Source organism: Massilia genomosp. 1 (genome assembly GCF_011682185.1).
Lineage (GTDB): Bacteria > Pseudomonadota > Gammaproteobacteria > Burkholderiales > Burkholderiaceae_D > Telluria_A > Telluria_A rubra.
Genome location: NZ_WHJF01000054.1, coordinates 19,988 through 46,478, shown reverse-complemented (window position 1 = coordinate 46,478; position 26,491 = coordinate 19,988). Strand labels below are relative to the sequence as shown.

The window sequence follows — 26,491 nt, the reverse complement described above, 5'->3', positions numbered from 1 at the left end:
GCGTCTTGGCCTGTGGAGAGTCGGCGCAGTCAGGCCGCTCGATGAAGCAGGAACCCACCGAAGCGACCCGTAGATCATCACGCGGCGCCGTAGGAATCCCCTTCCTGTAGGGAGGGGAGGATGTCAACGAGCGGTGAATCAATGGTTCCGCATCGTGCCATGATCCCGGCAGCTTTTTCAAGGAACATTGTCATTCTTACCCTGTCCGGGTAAGGCCAGGCAATGTCAGCGAAGGGCGAGCGACATGAAGGTATACGCGAGCGCTTCGCCGTCGATGCGGAACATGTCGGCCGTTTCGCCGGTCTGCACGAAGCCGCAGCGCGTGTACAGCTGGCGCGCAGGCAGGTTCACCGACAGCACTTCGAGGTCGATCCAGTCGAGTGCCGCCGCGCTGGCCGCCCACGCCGCCGCCACGGCGATCAGGCGCGCCCCCAGGCCCTGCTGGCGGGCGTCGCGCCGCACGCCCATGCCGAGCAGCGCGCGGTGCGCGCAAGCGCCTTCAGGACGCGCACGCAGGTCGATGTGGCCCCGGATGGCGCCGTCGCTGTCGTGCGCCAGCCACAGGCGGCGCCACCCGGGCTGCCCGAGGGCGCTGGCGAACGCATGGCGAAAGGCGGTTTCGCGTTCGGGGCCAAAGCACGAGGCGCCGCGCGGCATCGGCATGAACAGCGCCGTGGCGCCGCTGCCGTTGTCGCGCAGGTGCTCGTTCAGGTAGGCGAAGAAGGCTTCGAGGTCGCCGCTTGCGGCCGGCCGGATGATCGCTTCGCCCGCCATGCTTACAGCGCCCGCGCGATCAGGATCTTCTGGATGTCGCTGGTGCCTTCGTAGATCTGGCACACGCGCACATCGCGGTAGATGCGTTCGACCGGGAAGTCGCTCACGTAGCCGTAGCCGCCATGCACCTGGATCGCGTCGGAGCAAACCCGCTCGGCCATTTCGGAGGCGAACAGCTTGGCCATCGCAGCTTCTTTCAGGCAGGGCAGGCCGGCATCCTTCATCGACGCGGCGTGCCGGATCAACTGGCGCGCGGCCTCGATCTGGGTTGCCATCTCGGACAGTTTGAACTGCACCGACTGGTGCTCGAAAATCGGTTTGCCGAAGCTTTCGCGCTCGCGCGCATACACCAGCGCCGCCTCGAACGCGGCGCGCGCCATGCCGACCGCCTGCGAGGCGATGCCGATCCGTCCGCCCTCGAGTCCCGACAAGGCGATCTTGTAGCCCTGGCCTTCTTCGCCAATCAGGTTGGCGGCCGGGATGCGGCAGTTCTCGAACAGGATCTGCGCCGTGTCCGACGAGTGCTGGCCCATCTTCTGTTCCAGGCCGGCCACGATGTAGCCGGGGGTGGCCGTCGGCACCCAGAACGCGCTGATGCCCTTCTTGCCGGCCGCCTTGTCGGTGACCGCCATGACGATCGCCACGTCGGCATATTTGCCGCTGGTGATGAACTGCTTGGTGCCGTTCAACACATACTCGTCGCCTTCGCGCGTGGCGGTGGTGCGCAGCGCCGAGGCATCGCTGCCGGTGTGCGGCTCGGTCAGCGCGAACGCGCCCAGCATCGCGCCTTGCGCCAGGGGCCGCAGCCACTGTTCTTTTTGCGCGTCGTTCGCATACATCATGGCGATGCTGCATACCGGGCAGTTGTTGACCGAGATGATGGTCGAGGTGCCGCCGTCGCCGGCCGCGATTTCTTCGAGCACCAGCGCCAGCGACACGTAGTCAAGGCCGGCGCCGCCCATTTCTTCGGGCACCGCCACGCCAAAGGCGCCCAGTGCGGCCAGTTCCTTCAGTTCTTCCTTGGGAAAGTAGTGCTCCTTGTCCCAGCGCGCGGCGTTGGGGGCGAGGCGCTCCTGCGAAAAGCTGCGCAGGGCGTCGCGGATCATCTGGTGTTCTTCGGTCAGTATCATGGGTTTCGCTAGGTTGGGCTTACCAGGGAATTGGCGTGCCGTCGTAATTGAGGAAGGCGCCGTTGGCGGCGGCGTCAAGGCCGGCCAGGGTGGCGCGCAGGCCGGCCGCGCTTTGTTCGGGCGTGATGTCGGCGCCGGGGCCGCCCATGTCGGTCTGGACCCAGCCCGGATGGAAGGCGACGCAGGTCGCGCCCTTGGGGCCGAAGCGGATGCCGGTATCGACCAGCACCGAATTCAAGGCCGCCTTGCTGGCGCGGTACAGGGTGCCGGAAGCGCTGCCGCGCGCGCCCATCGAGGCCATGCGCGAGGAGATCACGGCCAGCTTGCCGCGCGCCTCGGCCACCATGGGGGCGATCACGGGCAGCAGGCGCAGGGCGGCCAGCACGTTGGTGTGCATGACGGCGTCGAAGTCGTCTTGCGTCGGAAAGCCGTCGTGGCGCGGGCCGTACACGCCGGCGTTGAGAATGGCGGTGTCGAGCAGTTCGCCGTCCAGGTTCCAGCCCAGGGCGGCGATGGAGTCGGCGCTGGTGACGTCGAGCTGGTACGGATGCGCGCCGGCCGCGCCGAGGGCGGCGCAGTCGTCGCTGTTGCGGGCGGTGGCGAGCACGCGCCAGCCGTCGGCCAGGTACTGGCGCACCAGTTCGCGGCCGATGCCGCGCGAGGCGCCGATGATGAGTGCTGTTGGCATTGATTCTCTTGGTCGGGGTTCGGATACATGCAGCTTTGCCGCTAACCTCATATCCGTCGTCCCCGCGCCAAGGCGGCCCTCGGCGGGGAACGACGGTGGCCGGATTACATCATCTCGAACGCCATCGCCGTCGCTTCGCCGCCGCCGATGCACAGCGAGGCCACGCCGCGCTTGCCGCCGGTTTTCTTCAGCGCGCCGAGCAGGGTGACGATAATGCGCGCGCCCGAGGCGCCGATCGGGTGGCCCAGCGCACAGGCGCCGCCGTGGATATTGACCTTGTCGTGCGGGATGTTCAACTCGTGCATCGCCGCCATCGGCACCGCCGCAAACGCTTCGTTGATCTCGTACAGGTCCACTTCGGACGGCGTCCAGCCGGTCTTGGCGAACAGCTTTTGCAGCGCGCCGATCGGGGCGGTGGTGAACAGGTCCGGTTCCTGCGCAAAGGTGGAGTGAGCGACGATGCGGGCGATCGGGGTCAGGCCCAGTTCGCGCGCTTTCGATTCGCGCATCAGCACCAGGGCCGCGGCGCCATCGTTGATCGACGACGACGAGGCGGCGGTGATGGTGCCGTCCTTCTTGAAGGCGGGCTTCAACGCGGGGATTTTATCGAGCTTGGCCTTGGCCGGGCCTTCATCCTTGTCGATGATGGCGTCGCCCGCGCGCGTGCTCACGGTGACCGGCGCGATTTCCCACTTGAAGTAGCCTTCGTTGTTGGCTTCCTGCGCGCGCTTGACCGAGGCGATCGCAAACGCGTCCTGCGCTTCGCGCGTGAACGCATACTTGGCCACGCATTCTTCGGCAAAGGTGCCCATGGAACGGCCTTCGCCGGTTTTCTCGTTGCGCGAGTAGGCGTCTTCCAGGCCGTCGTACATCATGTGGTCGAGCATCTGGCCGTGGCCGATGCGGTAGCCGCCGCGCGCCTTCGGAATCAGGTAGGGCGCATTGGTCATCGACTCCATGCCGCCGGCGACGACGATGTCGGCGCTGCCCGCGAGCAGGCTGTCATGCGCGAAAATGGCCGCTTGCATGGCCGAGCCGCACATCTTCGACAGCGTCACCGCGCCGGCGGACAGCGGCAAGCCGCCCTTGATGGCCGCCTGGCGCGCCGGGGCCTGGCCCTGGCCGGCCATCAGGCAGTTGCCGAAGTAAACGTGTTCGACCAGCTTGGCGTCAACGCCGGAACGCTCGACGGCGGCGGCGATGGCCACGGCGCCCAGGTCGCTGGCGGACTTGGAGGAAAAATCGCCCTGGAACGCGCCCATGGGTGTGCGGGCCGCGCCGACGATAACGACTGGATCATTCATTGTGCAAGTTCTCCAAATAGGACGGGGTATATGCCGCCGGATTATCGGCGGCACTCTGGTTACAAAAGCGGATTTGCTGCGGATACGGGAACACGTCTTCGATATGGCCGTCCATGATGCGCTGCTTGCGCGACTGCCAGAAGTCCCTGGTCAACAGGTCCGCGTGGTGTTTCATGAAATACAGGCGGATTTTCGCGTTACCCAGCAAAAATGCGCCGAACTGCTCGGGAAACACATCGTGCTTGCCGATCGAGTACCACGGCTCGGCCGACATTTCATCTTCTTCGTTGCGCGGTTCCGGGATATTGCGGAAATTGCAGTCGGTGATATATTCGATTTCGTCGTAATCGTAAAACACCACGCGGCCGTGGCGCGTCACGCCGAAGTTCTTGTACAGCATATCGCCGGGGAAGATATTCGCGGCCACCAGTTCCTTGATGGCGTTGCCGTATTCGAGCACGCCGTGTTCGATCAGCGCATCGTTGCCGGCCACTTCGGCCTGGTTCAGGAAGATATTGAGCGGCACCATGCGCCGTTCGATGTACAGGTGGCGGATGATGATGCGGTCGCCTTCGTACTCGACCAGCGAGGGCGCGTGATGCATCAGCTCGGCGATCAGTTCTTCCGAAAAACGTTCCAGCGGAAAGGCCACGTTCGAGTATTCGAGCGTGTCGGCCATGCGGCCCACGCGGTCGTGGTTCTTGACCAGCAGGTATTTTTCCTTGATCTGGGCGCGCGTGGTTTCTTTCGGCGCCGGGAAGAAATCCTTGATTACCTTGAACACGTACGGAAACGAGGGCAGCGCGAACACCAGCATCACCAGGCCCTTGATGCCGGGCGCGATTTCGAAACGGTCGGCGGTGTGTTTCAGGTGCTGCAGGTAATCGCGGTAGAACAGCGTCTTGCCCTGCTTTTGCAGGCCGAGGATGGTGTAGATCTCGCTCCGTGGTTTACGCGGCAGCAGGCTGCGCAGGAATTGCACGTAGGCCGAGGGCACTTCCATGTCCACCAGGAAGTAGGCGCGCGTAAACGAAAACAGGATGGTGATCTGTTCATGGTCGAACAGCACCGTGTCGAGGATCAGCTCGCCGTGGCGGTTGTGCAGGATCGGCACGATGAATGGATATTCACGGTTGCCGTTGATGCCCTTGCCGACGATGTAGGCGCCCTTGTTGCGGAAGAACAGGCTCGACAGCACCTGGATCTGGTGGTTCGGCTCGAGCGCTTCGCCGCCGAAGATGAGCTTGAGGCGTGCTTCGACCAGCGCGATGTCGCGGTCGAGGTTGGCGAACTTGCAGTTCAGCTGGAAATTGGTGACGATGCGCTTGAGCGCGAAGCGCAGGCCGTCCTTGGCCGGGTAGTACACGCGGTAGGTCGGCAGCAGCTCGTCGGTTTCGATGTACTCGGTGGATACCACCGGACGCACGAAAATGAAATCGTTGTGGAAATAGGTGCGGTGCAGGATGTTGCAGCAGACCGAGTTGAAGAAAGTTTCGGCCAGTTCGGGCTGCTTGTGGCCGGACAGCATGCCGATGTAGTGCAGTTTGAGTTCGCGCCAGACTTCGTCGGTCAGTTCGCCGTTATCGTATTCATCTTCGAGGATTTGCACGCATTCCTGCACGCGCTGGTCGTAAAAGCCGATGCGCTCGCGCGCCGCCTGCTGGGCGGTGGCCCAGGAACCGGTTTCGAAATGGCGCTTGGCGACCTGGCTGGTCTGGCGGAACAGGCGGTAGTGCTTGTCGAAACCGTCGAGGATGGTGCGGGCGATGTCGAAAGCAATCTGCGAAGACAGCAGCTTGGGGAACGCAACTTGTGTCATCTGGCTTCTCGATCAGTCTTTTGTGGGAAGACTATTCTATACGCCGCAAGCTCGTCGTTCCCGCGCAGGCGGGAATCCAAGTGTGCGCCGCAGCCGATGGCTGAATGACGAACTTGGGTCCCCGCCTGCGCGGGAACGACGGTCTTGAGGTCGGCGGTGACCGAAATTACTTGGTCTCCGCAAACAACTCGCGCCCGATCAGCATGCGGCGGATTTCGCTGGTGCCTGCGCCGATTTCGTAGAGCTTCGCATCGCGCCACAGACGTCCGACCGGATACTCGTTGATATAACCATTGCCGCCCAGGGTCTGGATCGCTTCACCCGCCATCCAGGTCGCCTTTTCGGCGCTGTACAAAATCGCCCCGGCCGCATCCTTGCGCAGGTTGCGGATCGCTTCCGGCGTCTTGGCGCGGTCGCAGGCCTGGCCCACGGCATACACATACGCCTTGCACGCCATCATGGTCGAATACATGTCGGCCAGTTTGCCCTGCATGAGCTGGAATTCGCCGATCGGCTGGCCGAACTGCTTGCGCTCGTGTACGTACGGCACCACCGCGTCCATGCACGCCGCCATGATGCCGAGCGGCCCGCCCGAGAGCACGGTACGCTCGAAATCGAGGCCCGACATCAACACATTGACGCCCTTGCCCAAGCCACCGAGCACGTTTTCAAGCGGCACTTCGCAGTCCTGGAACACCAGTTCGCCCGTGTGCGAGCCGCGCATGCCCAGCTTGTCGAGCTTTTGCGCGATCGAAAAACCCTTGTAACCTTTTTCGATGATGAAGGCCGTCATGCCGCGCGGGCCGGCTTCCAGGTCGTTCTTGGCGTACACCACCAGCACGTCGGCGTCCGGGCCGTTGGTGATCCACATCTTGGTGCCGTTGAGCACCCAGCGGTCGCCCTTGAAATCGGCGCGCAGCTTCATGCTGACCACGTCGGAGCCGGCGTTCGGCTCGGACATGGCGAGTGCGCCGATATATTCGCCGGAAATGAGCTTCGGCAGGTACTTCATCTTCTGTTCTTCGGTGCCGTTGCGCTTGATCTGGTTGACGCACAGATTCGAGTGGGCGCCGTACGACAGGCCGACCGAGGCCGACGCGCGCGAGATTTCTTCCATCGCCACGATGTGCGCCAGGTAACCCATCTGGGCGCCGCCGTATTGCTCGTCGACAGTAATGCCCAGCACGCCCAGGTCGCCCATCTTGCGCCACAGGTCCATCGGGAACTGGTCGCTGCGGTCGATTTCCGCCGCGCGGGGAGCGATCTCTACCGCGGCGAATTGTTGGACTGCTTCGCGCAGCGCGGCGATGTCTTCGCCATGGTCAAAGGTCAAGCCTGGAAGATGCAGCATTTGTCGTCCTCGCGGGGTCGGAATGGGAAGAGTTCATCATACGCATGTTTGACGTTAACGTAAACGTCAAGCAGCGAGGCTGTTTAGGCATTCGCCGTTTGTTCGGCCAGCATGCGGCGGCATTCCTCTTCATGGGCGGCAATTTCGGCCAGGGCCATGTCGATATCCTCGCGCTGGCGCTCGAGCGTTTCGCGCTGGTGGGCCAGCACGCCGAGGAAGCGGTTCATCTGCGCCGCGGTATCCTTGGGCGACTCGTACATGTCGACGATGCTCTTGATTTCCGACAAGGTCAGGCCGAGGCGCTTGCCGCGCAGGGTCAGTTTCAGGTGGGTGCGGTCGCGCGCCGTGTAGACCCGGTTGCGCCCGCCCACGCCTTCGCGGCTGGGGCGCAGCAAGCCCTGGTCTTCGTAGAAGCGGATGGCGCGCGCGGTAATGTCGAATTCGCGCGCCAGTTCGGCGATGGTGTAAGTACGTATGGACATCAGTGGCTCGGAGCTATTCTCAGGCGGCGGGTGGAAGGGGCCGCGCGCAACCGCTTGGAATTGGGCGCAGCTTGCCGTTTACGTCAACGTCAACCTATTGTAGCGTGCCTGCCGTCTTCCTGAACACGAAAGAATGCGCCATGAATGCGCTCGCATCCGCGCTGTCCTGCCCTTGCGGCGCTGGCCCATTTGCACAAGCTCTGGTACAACGGTGTATTGCGCCGCAGCCATGATGACGACGGCATCCTGCGCTGCCATCTGATCTAAGCCAAACCATCGGTTCGTGCGCGGGGGTGGCGCGGGGACGCTGCGCCTATACTGGTTTTTCCGACCAGTGACGGCCGATCGAGTATGCCAGCCCGCCAAAAATTGCTGAAGAATTAACATTTCCTCGTGGTTTGCGGCAATGCTGCGAGGGTGTACAATTCCCGCTTGATTGTTAAATTGCAAATGTAACTTGTCACAATTGGTCTCAACCGTGAAGAGACTGACTTTCATGCCGTTGCATGAAATAGTGCCACTCATGAATTCATCCAACGAACGCGAAAGCTTTAGTGAGCGCCTGCAGCAGGCACTGAAGAACGCCCACTACTCCCCCGACAGCCCTACCCGCCTGGCGCGGGAATTTAACATTCGCTTCGATGGACGGCCCATTACTGTGCATGCTGCCCGGAAATGGCTGGTTGGAGAGGCGATTCCCACCCAGGAGAAGCTGCGCATGATCGCGCAATGGCTGGGCGTGCCGGCGGAATGGTTACGCTTTGGCGGGGACGAAAGCGCCTCGGCAAACAGCGACAGCGCGGCCGGCTTGTCGCGTTTCGAATCCGCCGATGTGAAACTCATTGCGGATTTACAGAGACTGGACGAACATCATCGTCAAATAGCACGCGAATTCATTCGCATGCTTGTACGAATTAATTACCAAAAGTAGCTATTTGGTAGGCGTATCGGCCTTTTTCGTGTTGATATAAACCAAACTATTTTCACGCCAAGCGCCCCGATATCGGTGCTTGCCTGCCTACGCACGCCTTCTGCGTCACATCAACGTCCAATCACGACCCTGTCCTCTGCAAATTCGACGGGGCTTTATGATTTGTCATGGCGAAGCCATAAAATTCATGCACAATGGTCAGACCGTGAGGAACTTTCCCGGTTGCAAGGAATTGATATTGTGCCGCACAAACACGGCATAGTGGATCATAATCACAACAGACATTGCAGTCTTGTCATCCCGTTACGCAACACGTCGAGGACCCAGCCGTCTTATGAAAAGTAACTACAGCAATACCGCGCAACTCAAGGACCTGATGACTGTTCCCCCGATGACTGCCGCGCAGCACGCAGAAGTCATGCGCAAGCGCATCGCCCATCGGCGGATGGTCGAGGAAGCAAAAGAACTGAAAAAGGCCGACAGCTGGCAGTTCGACAAGCGCTGATCGCGGCCAGCGCGGCGCCGGCACAGCTGGCGCGCGCTTGCCTGTGTACTCGTTGCGAAGATCGTTGACGCACACAGCGGCGCACACAGCGGCGCACACAGCGGCGCAGCAGGGCGCCAGGGCGTCTCAGGCGTCCTTGAGGCCGGACCCCGGCTTCATGCCGGCCCAGCGCGGCGCCAGCGTGTGCATCACGCCAAACAGGTCCATGACCCGCGCCACCGTATGATCGACCATGGCGTCGATGCTCTCGGGCTTGTGATAAAAGCTCGGCAGCGGTGGAAAGATCACTCCCCCCATTTCCGTCACTGCCGTCATATTGCGCAGGTGCGCCAGGTTGAACGGCGTTTCGCGCACCATCAGCACCAGCCGGCGGCGCTCCTTGAGCACCACGTCGGCCGCGCGCGCGATCAGGTTGTCGGACAGGCCCAGGGCCACCGAGGCCAGGGTTTTCATCGAGCAGGGGGCGATGACCATGCCATCGGACTGGAACGAGCCGCTGGCGATCGAGGCGCCGACATCGCGGTTCTTGTGGACGACATGGGCCAGCGCCTCGACCTCGCGGCGCTGCATGCCCAGTTCCTGGTGCAGGGTCAGGACGGCGGCGTCCGAGACGATCAGATGCGTCTCGATGCCCGGCGTGGCGGCCAGTTGCTGGACCAGGCGCACGCCATACACGGCGCCGGTGGCGCCGGTGATGGCGACAAGCAGGCGCCGCGGGGGAGAATCAGGCATCGAGCAGGGTTTTGAGTTCGCCCGACTCGAACATCTCGTTCATGATGTCGGAGCCGCCGATGAATTCACCCTTGACGTAGAGCTGGGGAATGGTTGGCCAGTTCGAATAGTCCTTGATACCCTGGCGTACTTCCGGATCTTCCAGCACATTGACGGTGGCGATATTGTCGACGCCGCAGGCTTTCAGGATCTGGATGGCGCGGCCGGAAAAGCCGCATTGCGGGAACTGGGCGGTTCCCTTCATGAACAGCACCACAGGGGTGGCGGTTACGGTGTCTTTGATCCAGGTTTTTACGTCGCTCATGGCTTGCCTCGGTGGGAAATAGGTTAGATACCGTCATTTTATAAGAAAACGGCGGGGGACGGACGTTTGGGGTCTGGCGGCGTTGGGAGTAGGGGGGAATAGCTACTTTGACGGAGAGGCCGCGTCGGGATGATTAACCGGCCTCCAGCAATTTGCCCAGGCAAACCGCCTCATCGCGCCCCACATACTTGCCGTAGCTGGGAATCGCGCGGTAGCCGTGCTTTTCATAGAACGCCAGCGCGCGCGTATTGACCTTGCGCGTTTCCAGCCACAGTTCGCGGTAGCCGAATCCGTGCGCCGCCTGCTCCACGTGGGCCAGCAAGGCCGCGCCCGCGCCCCTGGCGCCGGGGCGCGCGAACATGCGCTTGAGCTCGCCCACATCCCCGTCCAGCGGCCGCAAGGCCGCGCAGCCGAGCAACTGCCCGGCCTCGCCCCTGGCCAGCACGAACAGCGAGCGCGCCATGCGCGCATCGTCGGCCGAAAACGAGGCCTTGCCGCTGTCGCCGGTGAGCGCCGCCAGCGCCGCCGACAGTTCCTCGACCAGCACCCGCGCCTCAAGGCTGTCCGGATCGCAGGCGCTCATGGCGATCATGGGCCGCTTATCCGCGCAGCTTGGCGAACGCCGCCGCCATGCTGCCTCCGGCCGGCGCCGCTGCCCGCTCCTGCTTCTGCTGGTGCTGCGCCAGGCGCTTGCCGTCGCTGCGGTCGCCCCGCTGCTCGGGCTTGGAGCCGGCCTGCGGCGCGCTGTCGGTCAGGCGCATGGTCAGGGCGATGCGCTTGCGCTTCTCGTCCACTTCCAGCACCTTCACGCGCACCACCTGGCCGGCCTTGACCACCGTGTGCGGGTCCTTCACGAAGGTGTTCGACAGCGCCGAAATATGCACCAGTCCATCCTGATGCACGCCGATGTCGACAAACGCGCCGAAGGCCGCCACGTTGGTGACCACGCCCTCCAGAATCATGTCCGGGCGCAGGTCGCGGATTTCTTCCACGCCTTCCTTGAAGGTCGCGGTGGTGAACTCGGGACGCGGATCGCGGCCCGGCTTTTCCAGCTCCTTGAGGATGTCGGTAATGGTCGGCACGCCGAATTTTTCATCCGCGTATTTGGCCGGATTGAGCGTCTTCAGAAGCGAGGCGTCGCCGATGACGGACTTCATCTCCTTCTTGATATCGGCCAGGATCTTTTCGACCAGCGGATACGATTCCGGGTGTACCGCCGAGGCGTCGAGCGGATTGGCGCCGCCCATCACGCGCAGAAAGCCCGCCGCCTGCTCAAACGTCTTCTCGCCCAGGCGCGGCACCGCTTTCAGGTCCGCGCGCGAGGTAAACGCGCCCTTCAGGTCGCGGTAGGTGACGATGGCCTGCGCCACGCTCGACGACAAGCCGGACACGCGCGCCAGCAGCGGCGCCGACGCGGTGTTGACGTCCACCCCGACCGCATTGACGCAATCTTCGACGACGGCGTCGAGCGAGCGCGCCAACTGGGTCTGGCTCACATCGTGCTGGTACTGGCCCACGCCGATCGACTTGGGATCGATCTTCACCAGTTCGGCCAGCGGATCTTGCAGGCGGCGCGCGATCGACACCGCGCCGCGCAGCGACACGTCCATGTCGGGCAGTTCGCGCGAGGCGAATTCGGAGGCCGAGTACACCGACGCACCGGCTTCCGACACCACGATCTTGGTCAGCTTGAGTTCCGCGCGCTGCTTGATCAGGTCCTGCGCCAGCTTGTCGGTTTCGCGCGAGGCGGTGCCGTTGCCGATCGAGATCAGGGACACATTGTGTTTCGCGGCCAGCGCGCCGAGCACGTGCAGCGAGCCGTCCCAGTCGTTCCTTGGCTGGTGCGGATAGATGACGGCGGTGTCGACCACCTTGCCGGTGGCGTCGACCACGGCCACCTTCACGCCGGTGCGCAGGCCGGGGTCCAGGCCCATGGTGGCGCGCGGTCCGGCCGGCGCGGCCAGCAGCAGCGCTTTCAGGTTCAAGGCGAACACGTTGATGGCATCGAGTTCGGCGCGTTCGCGCAGGGCGCCCATCAGCTCCGTCTCCAAGTGCATGAAGCTCTTCACGCGCCAGGTCCAGCGCGCCGTGTCGGCCAGCCATTTGTCGGCCGGGCGGCCCTGGTGCTTGATGCCGAAGCGCGCGGCGATGCGGCCTTCGCACGGGTTGTGCGGCGCGTCCCACTTCGGTTTTTCGGCTTCGGTGTCGAGCCGCAGGACGACGTCGAGAATGCCTTCGCGGCGCCCGCGCAACAGGGCCAGCGCGCGGTGCGACGGGACCGTCGATATGGTTTCGGAATAGTCGAAGTAATCGGCGAATTTTTCGCCTTCATCCTGCTTGCCCTCGACCACCTTCGATTCGACGATGCCGTGTTCCTGCACGTATTCGCGCAGCGACTGCAACAAGGTCGCGTCTTCGGCGAAGCGCTCCATCAGGATCTGGCGCGCGCCGTCCAGCGCGGCCTTGGTGTCGGCCACGCCGGGGTTGTTGCCGTCGTCGCTGGTGAACGCTTCGCGCAGGTACTTGGCCGCTTCTTCTTCGGGGGCGATGGTCGGGTCGCCCAGCAAGCCTTCTGCCAGGGGCGCCAGGCCCGCCTCGATCGCGATCTGCGCCTTGGTGCGGCGTTTCTGCTTGTACGGCAGGTACAGGTCTTCCAGGCGCGTCTTGTCTTCGGCGTGGGTGACGGCGTCGAGCAGGGCCGGCGTCATCTTGTTTTGTTCGGTGATCGAGGAGATGATCGCGGCGCGCCGGTCTTCCAGCTCGCGCAGGTAGCGCAGGCGCTCTTCCAGCAGGCGCAACTGGATATCGTCCAGTCCGCCAGTTGCTTCCTTGCGGTAACGCGCGATAAAGGGAACGGTGGCGCCCTCGTCGAGCAGGGCAATGGCGGCGGCAACCTGGACAGGCTTGGCGACAAGTTCAATGGCGAGACGTTGTTCGATAGTTGGGAGCATGGGGAACATCCTGATGGGTCAAGCAGGCAATGATACGCAATCGCGGCGAATGCGCCAGTCTTGACAGTGCCTGGACGGTGTGCAGGGCGAGCGCCGTCCTGGCTGTTTAAAAGGGGACAGTGTACATTGCCTCGGTCCTGTTGATTAGCATAAAAAAACCATGGAAAAATTGCGCCAGTATTTTCTCGAACTTCAATCGACATTACCGGCCGACGGGCCGGGTTTCAGTGCCGTTGTGCTGCAGGATAATGCGCTGGCATGCGAGCTGCATCATGGCATGGCGTCGCTGGAACTGGCGGTGCCGCTGTCGGGAAAGTCGGCCTATTATCTGGCGTCGGAATCGAAGCAGTTTACGGCGGCGTGCATGCTGGCGCTGGTGCGCGCCGGGCGGATCGGCCTCGATGACGATGTGTGCATCCACTTGCCGGAACTGGCGCGCCTGGAACAGGCGTTTCCCCTGCGCTCGCTGCTCAATCACACAAGCGGCATTCCCGATTATTTTCAGTTCTTGCAGTGCCAGCTGGGACGGCACGAAGCCGATTATTTCAACAATGCCTTGATTCTGAAAATGATCGCCGGGTTTGAGTCGCTTGCTTTTCCGACCGGTACACAACATGGTTACAGCAACAGTAACTATATCCTGCTGGCGGCACTGATCGAGCGCCTGAGCGGCTTGTCCGCGGCGCGCTTCGCACGCGAGACCTTGTTCCAGCCACTCGGTATCGAGCGCATGGGCTTTGACGATGACCGCAGCAATATCATCATGCAGCGCGTGCTCAGTTATGAGGCCGATGCGGCGCGCCCGCGCGGATTCAAACAGCATCTGGGCAATGCCAATACAGTGGGCGATGGCGGCGTGTATGCCAGCACCGATGAACTGGTGCTGTGGGAACGCGCATGGCATCGCCAGTGGGACGATAGCGGGAGTCTGTTGCAGGCGATGCTGCAGCCATCGGCGCTGGCCGATGGCACGGTGCTGCCTTACCGTTTCGGGCTGGAGATCATCGAGCGCAATGGCGCCGCCGTGGTGTTTCACAGTGGCGGCTTATGGGGATTTCATACCCTGCTGATGCGGCTGCCGGCGCGGCGCCTGTCGGTGATCTTCCTGGCCAATTGCGACAGCGCCGAACCGGATAGGGAACGGATGCTGGCGGCGCTGGCTTGACATCGCGGCCGGCTGGCGCTGCGCCATCGGGCGCCCTGTGTCGTTTAACGCTTGGCGGCGCCGGCGTACACCTGTTCCAGCACCGCCTGCATGGCAAGCAAATGTTCTTTCTCAATGTCGGCATATTCCCACTCCGGATTGACGACACGCGCGCGCTCGTTGTACCAACATTGACAACGCAGGGCGAGCAAGGCTTCGTCGAGCATGCCGGGCTCAATCTCGCCGCTGATGCGCAACTGGCCGAAGGCCGCAGCCACCCTGACCCGCCATTCATCGGTCAGGAAACACTCATTGACCGGTTCCAGCGCCAGCCACGGTTCGATCTCGGCGGGTTCGGCGCGCCAGATATTGTCAGGAACCGGATAATCCCATTCCTCAAACAAGCCGCGCACGAACGAGGCGATCTCGCGATTGCGCCCGCCGTGCTGGTACCAATCCTGCAGCGCGGACAGGGTATCGTGGCCGGCGTCGCTACCGAATGGACTGAAATCGTTGCACCCGTCGTAGTAAAAATCGTCAGGGGCCAATTTCGCATAGCGCGGATGGCAATTGTCCCGGTTCATGCCCTCGTCATGATCGAAGTAATACTGCGTCATCTCAGCATTCGAAGCCATGTTGTTCGCGATATTGCTTGACCTCTTGCGCCGGCATCGACTTGAACATGGCGCAGACGGTGAAGCTGCCTTTTTGCTTGCCGTTCTGGACGTAGCCCCAATCTGAAATATCGGCGCGCTTGAAGGTGATTTCATCGCCGTTTTCGACGCTCTCGACGATATCCGGGTCGTTGGCGATGGTGCCGGTAAAGCCAGTCTTGGTCTGCTTGAATGGCATGACCCAGAAATGCTCGCTGCCGTTCTTGTCGGTGACTTTTACCTTGAGGCGAAACAGATCCGCGCCTTTGGGTGGTTTGGCATAAATGGCGAGAAAGGAATCGAGCGAGCCTTGCGCCTTGACGATCGCGGCCGCCATGTCTTTGTTTTCATTGGCGATCATGACCGCACGGTCGCCGATCTGGGCATTGGCGGTGGCGGTAAACAGCAGCAGGGCGAGGACGGCGGACAGTTTCATGATTTCTCCAGGAGGGGGGGCGAGTGCGGCGACGATCACCGTGCGACTCGAAGGTTGCCATATTATCTACATTGTAAATAAATAGCAATATTCGAGTCATGGCGGTATCGGTATCGGGAATGCGGCGATGCATTTTTGCACCCGCGCTTACCCTTGCCGCATGAATGCCGTGGCACGCCCCCTGAGCGCGCATCAACCCATCCCTGCGTGCGAAAGAGAACAGAACACAAGCGTCTTTATGTCGGATAATATCGGGTGTTATCGTCTTCGATATTGCCCTTACAGAACACATGCACACGATGGATTTAACGCGCGACGAACCCCGCGAAGGACGCCCTGCCACCGCTGCGCCGCACGCTACCCCGGCGTCGGCCCTGCCGGCGCCGATCGCCAGCTGGCTGCAACGGGTCGAGGCCGCCGCCCACCCGCAGCCCAAGCTCGACCTGGAGGTCAAGGATCCCAAAGTCGCCCAGTACAAGTTCGTCTATGTGCTGGCGCCGACCAGCGGCGGGCGCCACGTGGCCCTGTGCCTGTGCAAGGCACGCCTGCGCCCGAACGGCGAAGTGGCCGCCGCCAGCCCGGTCAGCGAAGTGTTTTCCCTGCTCTCGGCCCCGCCCGCCTACCTGGAAGGCGACGATGAAGACCTGGTGCGTTTCTTCATCGCCATGCGCAGCGGCGCCGCCTCCCAGGGCGGCAGCGCGACCGAGCCGAAAGGCAAGGTCGGCGCCATCCTGCTGCAAATGTTGCTGGAACAAGACAAGCTGCTGTGGGCGAATTCCTGGGCCGACATGGCCAACGGCCTGATCTACCCATTGCAGGCCGGCCCCGTGCGCGAAGCCAACCTGGTCTGGCGCGAGGAAGGCCGCAGCGCGCGCCTCGGCTGGCAAGTCCAGCCCGCCAGCGGCGCGACCCATACCGCCGCCGACCAGATCGACTACATGCTGCCGACCGATCCGCCGTGGTACATCGACAACCTGTCCTGCGGCGCGCTGGCGCTCAACCGGGGCGGGGTCGACATTTCCCTGGCCGACTTGCAGGCGCTGGTGGCGCAAGCCCCGGCCCTGAGCGGCAACGATAAGAAGCGGGTGTCGCAACTGTTGCTGGCCCACGGCTTGCAGCAACTCATGCCCCTGCCGCAGCCGCTGACCCAGCGCCTGCGCGACGACGTCAAGCCGCGTCCGCACTTGCTGCTCGACAGCGTGCCGCTGGCCGATGGCGCGCACCAGCGCTGGCACGATTACGCCGTGCTCTCGTTCGACTACGACGGCGAGCGCGTGGCCTTCGACCCGGCCCAGCGCGTGGTGCGCCAGGTGGGCGAGGTGACCGAAGTCATCGCCCGCGATAGTGCGGCCGAGGCCGCCGCACTGGAAGAACTGACCGCCCTCGGTTTCCGCAAGCCCGGCACGCCGCCGCTCAATGCCCTGGCCGGCGCCCGGCAACTGGAAAGCCAGGCGCACTGGCTGCGGTTTGCCGCAGGCGACCTGGCCGGCCTGGTCGACGCTGGCTGGCATGTGCAGAAATCCAACAAATACCGCTACGATGTCGTCGCCGTCGAAGACTGGTACGCCGAGATCGACGAGCCGGTCGAAGCGGGCAATGCCTGGTTCGAGCTGGAGCTGGGCATCGTGGTCAACCAGAAAAGAGTGCCGCTCTTGCCGGTGCTGGTGCAACTGATCCGCAGCGCGCCGAGCGACTTCGATCCCGAGGTGCTGGCCGCCCACGCCGACGCCGACCAGATGCTGGCCACCTTGCCGGACGGCCTGCGCGTGGCGCTGCCCTGGGGGCGCTTGAAGCCGATTCTCAACACGCTCGGTGAACTTTACTTCAGCGACAAGATCAAAGCCAAGGTCAGGCTCTCGACCCTGGATGCGGGCCGTCTCGAAGAACTGGCGCGCGGAACCGCGTTGCGCTGGTTCGGCGGCGAGCAGTTGCGCGAAACCGGCCGCAAGCTGAGCTTGTTCGGTTCGGTGCAAAAAGTGGCGCCCCCGGCAGGGCTGCAGGCCACCTTGCGCGACTACCAGGCAGATGGCCTGGCGTGGATGCAATTTTTGCGCGAGTACGACCTGGCCGGCATCCTGGCCGATGACATGGGTCTGGGCAAGACCGTGCAAACCCTGGCCCACATCCTGATCGAAAAAGAAGCCGGCCGCCTGACCCATCCGGCGCTGGTCATCGCGCCCACCAGCCTGATGACCAACTGGCAGGACGAGGCGGCCCGTTTCGCGCCCGACCTGCGCGTTCTGCTGCTGCAAGGCAAGGAGCGCCTGGAACAGTTCGACAAGATCGAGAAAGTCGACCTGGTCCTGACCACTTACGCCCTGTTGCCGCGCGATGAAGAAAAGTTGCGCGAGCATGAGTTCCACCTCGTCATCCTCGACGAGTCGCACTACATCAAGAACAACCGCTCCAAGGCGGCCCAGAGCGCCGGCCTGCTCAAGTCGCGCCACCGCCTGTGCCTGACCGGCACGCCGCTCGAAAACCACCTGGGCGAGCTGTGGTCGCAATTCCATTTCCTGCTGCCGGGCTTGCTGGGCGATGAAAAAACCTTCAACAACCAGTTCCGCCACCCGATCGAGCGCCAGGACGACCCGCTGCGGCGCGCGCTGCTGAACCGCCGGATCCGGCCTTTCCTGCTGCGCCGTACCAAGGACAATGTCGCCAAAGAACTGCCGCCGAAGACCGAAATGGTGCGCAAGGTGGAATTGTCGGGCGCCCAGCGCGACCTGTACGAAACCGTGCGCTTGGCGATGGACAAGAAAGTGCGCGACGAGATCGACAAAAAAGGTGTGGCGCGCAGCCAGATCGTCATCCTGGAAGCCTTGCTCAAGCTGCGCCAGGTCTGTTGCGACCCGCGCCTGGTGAAGGCCTTGCCGGCCAAGAAGAAGGACAGCGGTTCCGCCAAGCTGATCGACCTGATGCAAATGGTCGACGATTTGCTCGAAGAAGGGCGCAAGATCCTGGTGTTCTCGCAATTTACCAGCATGCTGGCGCTGATCGAGGAAGAGCTCAACGCGCGCCGCATCCCGTACGCCTTGCTGACTGGCGACACCAAGGATCGCGCGGCCCAGGTCGCCGCCTTCCAGCAGGGGGCGGTGCCGATCTTCCTGATCAGCCTGAAAGCGGGCGGCGTCGGCCTGAACCTGACCGCGGCCGATACCGTGATCCACTACGATCCGTGGTGGAATCCGGCCGCCGAAAACCAGGCCACCGACCGCGCCTGGCGCATCGGGCAGGACAAGCCGGTATTCGTGTACAAGCTGATCGCCAAGGGCACCCTGGAGGAAAAAATCCAGTTGCTGCAACAAAAGAAATCCGACCTGGCGCAGTCGATCCTGGCCGAAGGCGAGTCGCACAAAATGAGCCTGACGCAAGAAGACCTGCAAGCCATTTTTGCGCCGCTGGACGAATAAGCGCCTCCCATGTGTATTCATATACTTGCTGCAATGTTGGCGATATACTAGCGGAGTGTGATGTTGAATAGCTAAAGAAAGTGTTTCATGAACGGTCATGCCAGCGAGGCAAGCCAAGGGCCGGTGCGGTCCAGCGACAACATGCTCGTGGAACAGTTTCGCGCCATCGCCGAGTTGCGCGGCGATGTGGCCTGGATCGTCGATTGCGCGTCCGCTACCTTGTCCTATATCAGCCCATCGGTGCGTGACTTGCTCGGCTACGAGGCTGCGGATTTCATCAAGCAACTGTCCAGCCAGCAAGCCGAGTCGCCGCTGGCCGCCTTGTGCGCGGGCTTGCCGCAGCGTCTCGCCCGCTTCAACGCCGGCGACCAGAGCCGGCGCGAGCTGCTGCGCCATGTCGAGCAGCTGCGTCCGGATGGCAGCACGGTCCCGCTCGAGGTGCGCTCGACCTTGCTGACCGACGCCAGCGGCAAGCCATGCGCGCTGGTCGGCGTGCTGATCGACGCCAGTGCCGCACGCGCGCGGGCCGAGGAACAGCGCCGCTTTGCGAGCATGCTGAACCATGAATTCCGCACGCCCTTGTCGACCATCGACGGCGCCATCCAGCGCCTGGAGGCGACCGCAACGCAGGCCGACGAGCCGACCCGCCAGCGTTATCGCAAGATCCAGGCGGCGGTGGACCGGCTGATCGGCATGCTCGACCAGTACCTGTCGCCCGACCGCATGGACGAGATCGGCAGCGCGCGCCAGCCCGACACCGTCGCGCCCGAGCTGCTGTTGCAGGAAGCGGCGGCCCAGGTCAGCGCGGCAGGGGGCAGCGCGCGCATCGAATCGAGCGGCTTGCCGCCCCTGATCCGCGCCCAGCCGAACGCCTTGCGCCTGGCGTTGAAAGTGCTGGTGGATAACGCACTGCAATATTCGCCGCCGGGGCACGCCATCATCCTGGCCGGGTACGCCACGGCCGATGGCATCGAGCTGTCCGTGCGCGACCAGGGACAGGGCGTGCCGCCAGCCGAAATGGCCATGATTTTCGGCAAGGGTTGTCGTGGAAGTAATGCCGTGGGCACGGGCTCCGGCTTAGGCTTGTATATGGCGCGTTCCGTGATCGAGGTGCATGGAGGCACGATCGATGTGCAAAACGTGCCATTGTCGGGCCCGGTGTTCAAAATCTGGCTCCCCGCGCAACGTGCGGCGGGGAAAAGAGTTGCGCCAGAAGGTAGCAGCAGTGATAATTCCGGTAATCAACACACTAGGGAAGGCACCGCGCGCAAGTAGGGAAACTACGCACGGGGTAATGAAATGAAGAAAATGGCCAACCCATGACGCACATATTGATTGTTGAGGACAACGGCGACTATGCCGGCGATATGGCGGAGTTTCTGACCGAACTCAAGCATGAAGTAATGATTGCGACCACCGCCGCCGAGATGTGGGCGGCCCTGACCAAGACCCCGACCGCCGTGGTCGTGCTCGACCTCGGCTTGCCCGACGAAGACGGTTTCAATGTGATTCCGCGCATGCGCCAGCTGTATCCCGAAATCGGCCTGCTGGTGCTGACCGGACGAGTCGCGTTCGACAACCGCATTCTGGGCTTGCGCCTGGGCGCCGATCATTACCTGACCAAGCCGATCAAGTTTCCGGAACTCGCTGCCCATATCGAGGCGCTCGACCGGCGCGTGCGTCCGCCCGAGCCGGCGGCCCAGCTGCCGAGCAAGTGGACCTTGCGCGTCAGTGCGCGCCAGCTCGAACTGATGGGCGCGGTGATCGACCTGACTGAAAAAGAGTGCAACTTCCTGCACCTGCTCACGCTCAACACCCGTCCGGTGCCGCGCCAGGTGATCGTGGCCGGCATGGGTGGCGACGACCCGGACGCCAGCCGCCGCGTCGACATGCTGGTGTACCGCCTGCGCAAGAAAGCCCGCTCCGGCCTCGGCCAGGACTTGCCGCTGCGCAGCGCCTACGGCGAAGGCTACAGCCTGTCCGCCGGTTTCACACTCGCGTAACCGGTTACATTGCGGCGCGGCGCACGCTACCCGGCTGTTCGCCAATAGCAAGCGGGCCTGGGCAAGGCCTTAGGCCAAGCATGCATCGAAAATAGGGACACAGTCATGTGGTCTGAGCATGGGTCTGCATTTAATGAGGGACAGGGCCAGGCCGATTCAGTAAAATGGCGTGATCCCCTCGTTTCTCATACTGCCATGGCCCGCCTTCCCCGTCTCGTCCTCCCCCACCAGCCGCATCACATCATCCAGCACGGTAACGACCGCCAGCTGATTTTCCGCGAAGCGGAAGATTACCAGCGTTTCCTCGGCTGGCTGAAAGACAGCGCCAAGGAATTCAAGGTCGCCATCCACGCCTACGTGCTGATGCCCAAGCACCTGCACCTGCTGGCATCGCCCTCGACCGTGGAAGGCCTGGCCCAGACCATGCAGCGCGTCGGCCGTTACTATGTGCCCTGGTTCAACGCCAAGTACGGCCGCAGCGGCAGCCTGTTCCAGGGCCGCTTCAAAACGGCCCTGATCGACGCCGCCGCCTACTTCCTGCTGTGCAGCCGCTATATAGAACACAATCCGGTGCGCAACGAGCTCGTTGCCGATCCCCTGGACTACCCGTGGTCGAGCTACGCGCACCACGCCGGCGCCCAGCCCGACAACGTCATCACCGACCACGCCCTGTACTGGGCGCTGGGAAACACCCCCTTCCAGCGCGAAGCCGCTTACATCGAACTGAGCCGGCCAGCCCTGACGCACGAGCAGCTCGACCAGATCGACGCCGCCGTGCTCAAGGGCTGGCCACTCGGTTCCGATGCCTTTAAGACAGAATTGCAACACCGTGCCAAACGCCAGGTACTACCCGCCAAGCGCGGCAGGCCGTTCAAAATCAAGGCCCCCGCCCCCTGAAAACGCCCGCCGGGCGTTTTTTTTCGGCCGTCAAAACCCGCCAAAATCCCTTTTCCAGCTAGCCGAACAGCATCAAGCTGAAAATCGGTTCACTATGTCCCTATTTAATTTTCCGAGCGACGCCAGGCAAATTAATGCGACTCTGACCCTAATTAATTTGCTTGCCCATTCTGCTGCATTGCACTAATGTTGGTGTTCGATTTTAAAAAGCTGTGGAGAATGCGCATGATTGCCCAAGGAATGTACGATCCGTCCAATGAACACGATGCCTGCGGCGTCGGTTTCATCGCCCATATCAAGGGCAACAAGAGCCACTCCATCATCGAGCAGGGCCTCTTGATCCTGAAGAACCTCGATCACCGGGGCGCTGTCGGCGCCGACAAGCTGATGGGCGACGGCGCCGGCATCCTGATCCAGATCCCGGACCAATATTTCCGCGATGAAATGGCGAAGCAGGGCGTGGAACTGCCTCCGCCGGGCGAATACGGCGTCGGCATGGTGTTCCTGCCGAAAGAAAATGCTTCCCGCATCGCCTGCGAGCAAGAAATTGAGCGCGCCGTGCGCATCGAAGGCCAGGTCGTGCTCGGCTGGCGCAACGTGCCGCTGGACGACACCATGCCCATGTCGCCGACCGTGCGCGGCAAGGAACCGGTGATCCGCCAGATTTTCATCGGCCGCGGCCCGGACATCATGGTCACCGACGCGCTCGAACGAAAGCTGTACGTGATCCGCAAGTCGTCCGGGCACGCGATCCAGGCCCTCAAACTGCTGCACGGCAAAGAATTTTTCGTGCCATCGATGTCGGCCCGCACCATCGTCTATAAAGGCTTGCTGCTGGCCGACCAGGTCGGCGTCTATTACAAGGACCTGCAAGATCCGCGCTGCATCTCGGCGCTGGCGCTGGTGCATCAGCGTTTTTCGACCAATACGTTCCCGGAATGGCCGCTGGCCCACCCGTACCGCCTGATCGCCCACAACGGCGAAATCAACACCGTCAAAGGCAACTTCAACTGGATGCGCGCGCGCGAAGGCGTGATGAAGTCGGCCGTGCTGGGCGAGGACCTGCAAAAGCTGTTCCCGCTGATCTATGAAGGCCAGTCCGACACCGCCTGCTTCGACAACGCCCTCGAACTGCTGATCATGGCCGGCTACCCGATCGCCCAGGCCATGATGATGATGATCCCGGAAGCCTGGGAAAATCACACCATGATGGACGACAACCGCCGCGCTTTCTACGAATACCATGCCGCCATGATGGAACCGTGGGACGGCCCGGCCGCCATGGCGTTTACCGACGGGCGCCACATCGGCGGCACCCTGGACCGCAACGGCTTGCGTCCGGCGCGCTACATCGTCACCGACGACGATCTGGTCGTGATGGCCTCCGAATCGGGCGTGCTGCCGATTCCGGAATCGAAAATCATCCAGAAATGGCGCCTGCAGCCGGGCAAGATGTTCCTGATCGACCTGGAAGCGGGCCGCATCATCGACGACAAGGAATTGAAAGACACCTACGCCAACGCCAAGCCGTACAAGGCATGGATCAACTCGGTGCGCATCAAGCTGAACGAAATCAAGCTCAAGGAAAGCCAGCTTGGCCACAACCGCGCCAAGGACGGCGCCTCGGCCCAGGGCGAAAAAACCCCGGCGTCGGTGCTCGACCGCCAGCAAGCCTTCGGCTACACCCAGGAAGACTTGAAATTCCTGATGGCCCCGATGGCCGTGCTCGGCGAAGAAGCCACCGGTTCGATGGGCAACGATTCGCCGCTGGCGGTCATGTCCAACAAGCTCAAGCCCCTGTACAACTATTTCAAGCAACTGTTCGCGCAAGTGACCAACCCGCCGATCGACCCGATCCGCGAAGCGATGGTCATGTCGCTGGTCTCCTTCATCGGTCCCAAGCCGAATTTGCTGGACACCAACAACGTCAATCCGCCGATGCGCCTTGAAGTGTCGCAGCCGGTGCTCGGCTTCGACGACATGGCGCGCCTGCGCAATATCAGCGCCCACACCGGCGGCAAGTTCAAGTCGTACGAACTGAACATTTGCTACCCGGTCGCCTGGGGCAAGGAAGGCATCGAAGCCTCGCTCGCCTCGCTGTGCGCCGAAGCGGTGGACGCGGTCAAGTCCGGCCACAACATCCTGATCGTTTCCGACCGCGCCGTGTCGGCCGAACAGGTTGCCATTCCAGCCCTGCTGGCCACCTCCACCGTCCACCAGCACCTGGTGGCGCGCGGCCTGCGCGCCTCCACCGGCCTGGTCGTGGAAACCGGCTCGGCCCGCGAAACCCACCACTTCGCCCTGCTGGCCGGCTACGGCGCCGAAGCCGTCCACCCCTACCTGGCCATGGAAACCCTGATCGAACTGGCCCAGGGCATGAGCGGCGAGATGTCCGGCGACACTGCCATCTATAACTACACCAAGGCCGTCGGCAAGGGCTTGATGAAGGTGATGTCCAAAATGGGCATCTCGACCTATATGTCGTACTGCGGCGCGCAGATTTTCGAAGTCATCGGCCTGAACAAGTCGCTGGTCGACAAGTACTTCAAAGGCACCTCGTCGAATGTCGAAGGCATCGGCGTGTTCGAAGTGGCCGAGGAAGCGCTGCGCTTGCACAACCTGGCCTTCGGCAACGACCCGCTGTTGGAGGACGCCCTGGACGCCGGCGGCGAATACGCTTTCCGCGTGCGTGGCGAAGAACACATGTGGACGCCTGACGCCATCGCCAAGCTGCAACACTCTACCCGCAGCAACAATTTTTCGAGCTACAAGGAATACGCGCAGATCATCAATGACCAGAGCCGTCGTCATTTGACACTGCGTGGCCTGTTCGAGTTCAAGCTCGATCCGAGCAAAGCCATTGCGCTCGACGAAGTCGAACCGGCCAAGGAGATCGTCAAGCGTTTCGCCACCGGCGCCATGTCGATGGGCTCGATCAGCACCGAAGCCCACGCCACCCTCGCCATCGCCCTGAACCGCATCGGCGGCAAGTCGAACACGGGCGAAGGCGGCGAAGATCCGTTCCGCTACACCAAGGAATTGAAAGGCATCAAGATCAAGCAGGGCGAAACGATGGCTTCCGTCATCGGCGAGCAGAACGTGGTTGTGGACATTCCTTTGCAGGAAGGCGATTCCCTGCGCTCGCGCATCAAGCAGGTTGCCTCGGGCCGCTTCGGCGTCACCGCCGAGTACCTGAACTCGGCCGACCAGATCCAGATCAAGATGGCGCAGGGCGCCAAACCGGGCGAGGGCGGCCAGCTGCCGGGCCACAAAGTGACCGAATACATCGCCAGCCTGCGCTTCTCGGTGCCGGGCGTGGGCCTCATTTCGCCGCCGCCGCACCACGATATCTATTCGATCGAAGACCTGGCGCAATTGATTCACGACTTGAAAAACGCCAATCCGCGCGCCTCGATCTCGGTCAAGCTGGTCTCGGAAGTGGGCATCGGCACGGTCGCGGCCGGCGTGACCAAGGCCAAGGCCGATCACGTGGTCGTTGCCGGCCATGATGGCGGCACGGGCGCCTCGCCCTTGTCGTCGGTCAAGCACGCCGGCACGCCGTGGGAGTTGGGCCTGGCGGAAACCCAGCAAACCTTGGTCTTGAATGGCTTGCGCAGCCGCATCCGCGTACAGGCCGATGGCCAGATGAAGACCGGACGCGACGTGGTGATTGCCGCCATGCTCGGCGCCGACGAGATCGGTTTCGCCACGGCCCCGCTGGTGGTCGAAGGTTGCATCATGATGCGCAAATGCCACCTGAACACTTGCCCGGTCGGCGTGGCGACCCAGGACCCGATCCTGCGCGCCAAGTTCTCGGGCAAACCCGAGTATGTGGTGAACTATTTCTTCTTCGTGGCCGAAGAAGCGCGTCAATTGATGGCCCAGCTCGGCATCCGCAGCTACGACGAACTGATCGGCCGGGTCGACCTGCTCGACAAATCGAAAGCCATCAGCCACTGGAAAGCCCGTGGCCTGGACTTCAGTAACATTTTCTACCAGCCGGAAGTGCCGGCCGGCGGCGCGGTGCGCCAGGTCGAAGAGCAGGATCACGGCCTGGAAAAAGCGCTCGACCACAAACTCATCGCCCAAGCCAAGGCAGCCCTGGAAAAAGGCGAGCGCGTCTCCTTTATCTCGCCGGTGCGCAACGTCAACCGCACCGTCGGCACCATGCTCTCGGGCGAAGTGGCCAAGCGCTACGGCCACGCCGGTTTGCCGGACGACACCATCCACATCCAGCTGCAAGGCACGGCCGGCCAGTCGGCCGCCGCCTTCCTGGCCGCCGGCATCACCCTCGACCTGGTGGGCGAGGGCAACGATTACGTCGGCAAGGGCCTCTCGGGCGGGCGCATCATCGTGCGTCCGAACACCGAGTTCCGCGGCTGGGCGGTCGATAACATCATCGTCGGCAACACGGTGCTGTACGGTGCGATTGCCGGCGAAGCCTTCTTTAATGGCGTGGCGGGCGAACGTTTCGCCGTGCGCAACTCCGGGGCCACGGCGATTGTCGAAGGCTGCGGCGATCACGGCTGCGAATACATGACTGGCGGCACGGTCGTGGTGCTGGGCGCCACGGGCCGCAACTTTGCGGCGGGCATGTCGGGCGGGGTGGCGTATGTCTACGATCCGCTGGGCGATTTCGAGAAGAAATGCAACACCGCCATGGTCAACCTGGAGCGCGTGCTCAGCACCAAGGAGCAGGGCGACCGCGCCGGCTGGCACAGCCAGAGCCGCGCCAGCAACCCGGAATCGGACGAAGCCATCCTCAAGCGCCTGATCGAACGCCACTTCAAGCACACGGGCTCGACCCGCGCGCGCAACCTGCTCGACGACTGGGCAACCGGCCGCGCCAGGTTCGTCAAAGTCTTCCCGACCGAATACAAACGGGCGCTGGAAGAACTGCACAACAGCAGCATGGAAGAAGCGAACGACAAGATCGATTCGGTTGGAAAATCCGTCGCCAAGATCGCTGCCTAAGAC

General features: G+C 62.8%; 22 protein-coding genes. 8 read left to right on the top strand and 14 right to left on the bottom strand.

What is annotated here, in order from left to right:
* Positions 1–225: 225 nt before the first annotated feature.
* The 8 genes from F1735_RS19695 to F1735_RS19660 form a co-directional block, all read right to left on the bottom strand.
* Positions 226–774 (bottom strand): GNAT family N-acetyltransferase, encoded by a 549-nt coding sequence (locus tag F1735_RS19695; RefSeq protein ID WP_167238522.1) that lies wholly within the window; start codon positions 772–774, stop codon positions 226–228.
* A gap of 2 nt (positions 775–776) precedes the next feature.
* Positions 777–1,904 (bottom strand): acyl-CoA dehydrogenase family protein, encoded by a 1,128-nt coding sequence (locus tag F1735_RS19690; RefSeq protein ID WP_167238521.1) that lies wholly within the window; start codon positions 1,902–1,904, stop codon positions 777–779.
* Between the two features lie 19 nt (positions 1,905–1,923).
* A complete protein-coding gene (locus F1735_RS19685; RefSeq protein ID WP_167238520.1) occupies positions 1,924–2,592 on the bottom strand; it encodes an SDR family oxidoreductase in 669 nt (222 codons plus the stop codon).
* 104 nt (positions 2,593–2,696) lie between these two features.
* Positions 2,697–3,896 carry an acetyl-CoA C-acyltransferase gene (locus tag F1735_RS19680; protein WP_167238519.1) on the bottom strand — a complete coding sequence of 400 codons (1,200 nt, stop codon included), beginning with the start codon at positions 3,894–3,896 and terminating at the stop codon, positions 2,697–2,699.
* The gene (aceK, locus tag F1735_RS19675; RefSeq protein ID WP_167238518.1) at positions 3,889–5,715 is read right to left on the bottom strand and encodes a bifunctional isocitrate dehydrogenase kinase/phosphatase; all 1,827 of its coding nucleotides are present in this window, start codon (positions 5,713–5,715) and stop codon (positions 3,889–3,891) included. Before aceK ends, F1735_RS19680 begins: the two co-directional genes overlap by 8 nt.
* Before the next feature lie 166 nt (positions 5,716–5,881).
* Positions 5,882–7,066, bottom strand: coding sequence for an isovaleryl-CoA dehydrogenase (locus F1735_RS19670; RefSeq protein ID WP_167238517.1), 1,185 nt, complete (start codon positions 7,064–7,066; stop codon positions 5,882–5,884).
* A gap of 83 nt (positions 7,067–7,149) precedes the next feature.
* The gene (locus tag F1735_RS19665) at positions 7,150–7,542 is read right to left on the bottom strand and encodes a MerR family transcriptional regulator (protein ID WP_166885847.1); all 393 of its coding nucleotides are present in this window, start codon (positions 7,540–7,542) and stop codon (positions 7,150–7,152) included.
* A gap of 84 nt (positions 7,543–7,626) precedes the next feature.
* Positions 7,627–8,073, bottom strand: a complete 447-nt coding sequence (locus tag F1735_RS19660; protein WP_167238516.1) for a hypothetical protein — start codon at positions 8,071–8,073, stop codon at positions 7,627–7,629.
* Between F1735_RS19660 and F1735_RS19655 the strand changes: the two genes are divergently transcribed.
* Positions 8,072–8,479: a hypothetical protein gene (locus F1735_RS19655; RefSeq protein ID WP_166885694.1), complete on the top strand. Its 408-nt coding sequence runs from the start codon at positions 8,072–8,074 to the stop codon at positions 8,477–8,479. The genes F1735_RS19660 and F1735_RS19655 overlap by 2 nt on opposite strands.
* 334 nt (positions 8,480–8,813) lie before the next feature.
* Positions 8,814–8,984: a hypothetical protein gene (locus F1735_RS19650; protein ID WP_166874768.1), complete on the top strand. Its 171-nt coding sequence runs from the start codon at positions 8,814–8,816 to the stop codon at positions 8,982–8,984.
* Between the two features lie 126 nt (positions 8,985–9,110).
* Here F1735_RS19650 and F1735_RS19645 read toward each other — a convergent pair whose 3' ends face one another.
* The 4 genes from F1735_RS19645 to F1735_RS19630 all read right to left on the bottom strand — a co-directional run bounded on the left by F1735_RS19645 (position 9,111) and on the right by F1735_RS19630 (position 12,971).
* Positions 9,111–9,716, bottom strand: coding sequence for a UbiX family flavin prenyltransferase (locus tag F1735_RS19645; protein ID WP_167238515.1), 606 nt, complete (start codon positions 9,714–9,716; stop codon positions 9,111–9,113).
* The gene (gene grxD / locus F1735_RS19640) at positions 9,709–10,020 is read right to left on the bottom strand and encodes a Grx4 family monothiol glutaredoxin (protein WP_167238514.1); all 312 of its coding nucleotides are present in this window, start codon (positions 10,018–10,020) and stop codon (positions 9,709–9,711) included. The genes F1735_RS19645 and grxD overlap by 8 nt, the downstream gene beginning before the upstream one ends.
* A 133-nt stretch (positions 10,021–10,153) precedes the next feature.
* Positions 10,154–10,612, bottom strand: coding sequence for a GNAT family N-acetyltransferase (locus tag F1735_RS19635; RefSeq protein WP_167238513.1), 459 nt, complete (start codon positions 10,610–10,612; stop codon positions 10,154–10,156).
* Between the two features lie 7 nt (positions 10,613–10,619).
* Positions 10,620–12,971, bottom strand: coding sequence for a Tex family protein (locus tag F1735_RS19630; protein ID WP_167238512.1), 2,352 nt, complete (start codon positions 12,969–12,971; stop codon positions 10,620–10,622).
* 160 nt (positions 12,972–13,131) lie between these two features.
* Here F1735_RS19630 and F1735_RS19625 point away from each other — a divergent pair, with 160 nt between their 5' ends.
* Positions 13,132–14,136: a serine hydrolase domain-containing protein gene (locus F1735_RS19625; protein WP_167238511.1), complete on the top strand. Its 1,005-nt coding sequence runs from the start codon at positions 13,132–13,134 to the stop codon at positions 14,134–14,136.
* A 44-nt stretch (positions 14,137–14,180) separates the two neighbouring features.
* Here the strand turns inward: F1735_RS19625 and F1735_RS19620 are convergent, their stop codons facing one another.
* Complete coding sequence (locus tag F1735_RS19620; protein ID WP_167238510.1) at positions 14,181–14,750, bottom strand: MolR family transcriptional regulator; 570 nt, start codon at positions 14,748–14,750, stop codon at positions 14,181–14,183.
* Positions 14,734–15,204, bottom strand: a complete 471-nt coding sequence (locus tag F1735_RS19615; RefSeq protein WP_167238509.1) for a YegJ family protein — start codon at positions 15,202–15,204, stop codon at positions 14,734–14,736. Before F1735_RS19615 ends, F1735_RS19620 begins: the two co-directional genes overlap by 17 nt.
* 299 nt (positions 15,205–15,503) lie before the next feature.
* Between F1735_RS19615 and F1735_RS19610 the strand changes: the two genes are divergently transcribed.
* From F1735_RS19610 to F1735_RS19590, 5 genes are all read left to right on the top strand, one after another.
* Positions 15,504–18,614 (top strand): DEAD/DEAH box helicase, encoded by a 3,111-nt coding sequence (locus tag F1735_RS19610; protein WP_167238508.1) that lies wholly within the window; start codon positions 15,504–15,506, stop codon positions 18,612–18,614.
* A gap of 87 nt (positions 18,615–18,701) precedes the next feature.
* Entirely contained in the window at positions 18,702–19,889 is a 1,188-nt protein-coding gene (locus F1735_RS19605) for a PAS domain-containing sensor histidine kinase (protein ID WP_167238507.1), read from the top strand.
* 44 nt (positions 19,890–19,933) lie between these two features.
* Complete coding sequence (locus F1735_RS19600) at positions 19,934–20,617, top strand: response regulator transcription factor (RefSeq protein ID WP_167238506.1); 684 nt, start codon at positions 19,934–19,936, stop codon at positions 20,615–20,617.
* Between the two features lie 195 nt (positions 20,618–20,812).
* Positions 20,813–21,514, top strand: coding sequence for a transposase (locus tag F1735_RS19595; protein ID WP_167238505.1), 702 nt, complete (start codon positions 20,813–20,815; stop codon positions 21,512–21,514).
* A gap of 225 nt (positions 21,515–21,739) precedes the next feature.
* On the top strand, positions 21,740–26,488 hold the full coding sequence (locus tag F1735_RS19590; RefSeq protein ID WP_167238504.1) for a glutamate synthase-related protein: 4,749 nt from the start codon (positions 21,740–21,742) through the stop codon (positions 26,486–26,488).
* Positions 26,489–26,491 lie beyond the last annotated feature (3 nt).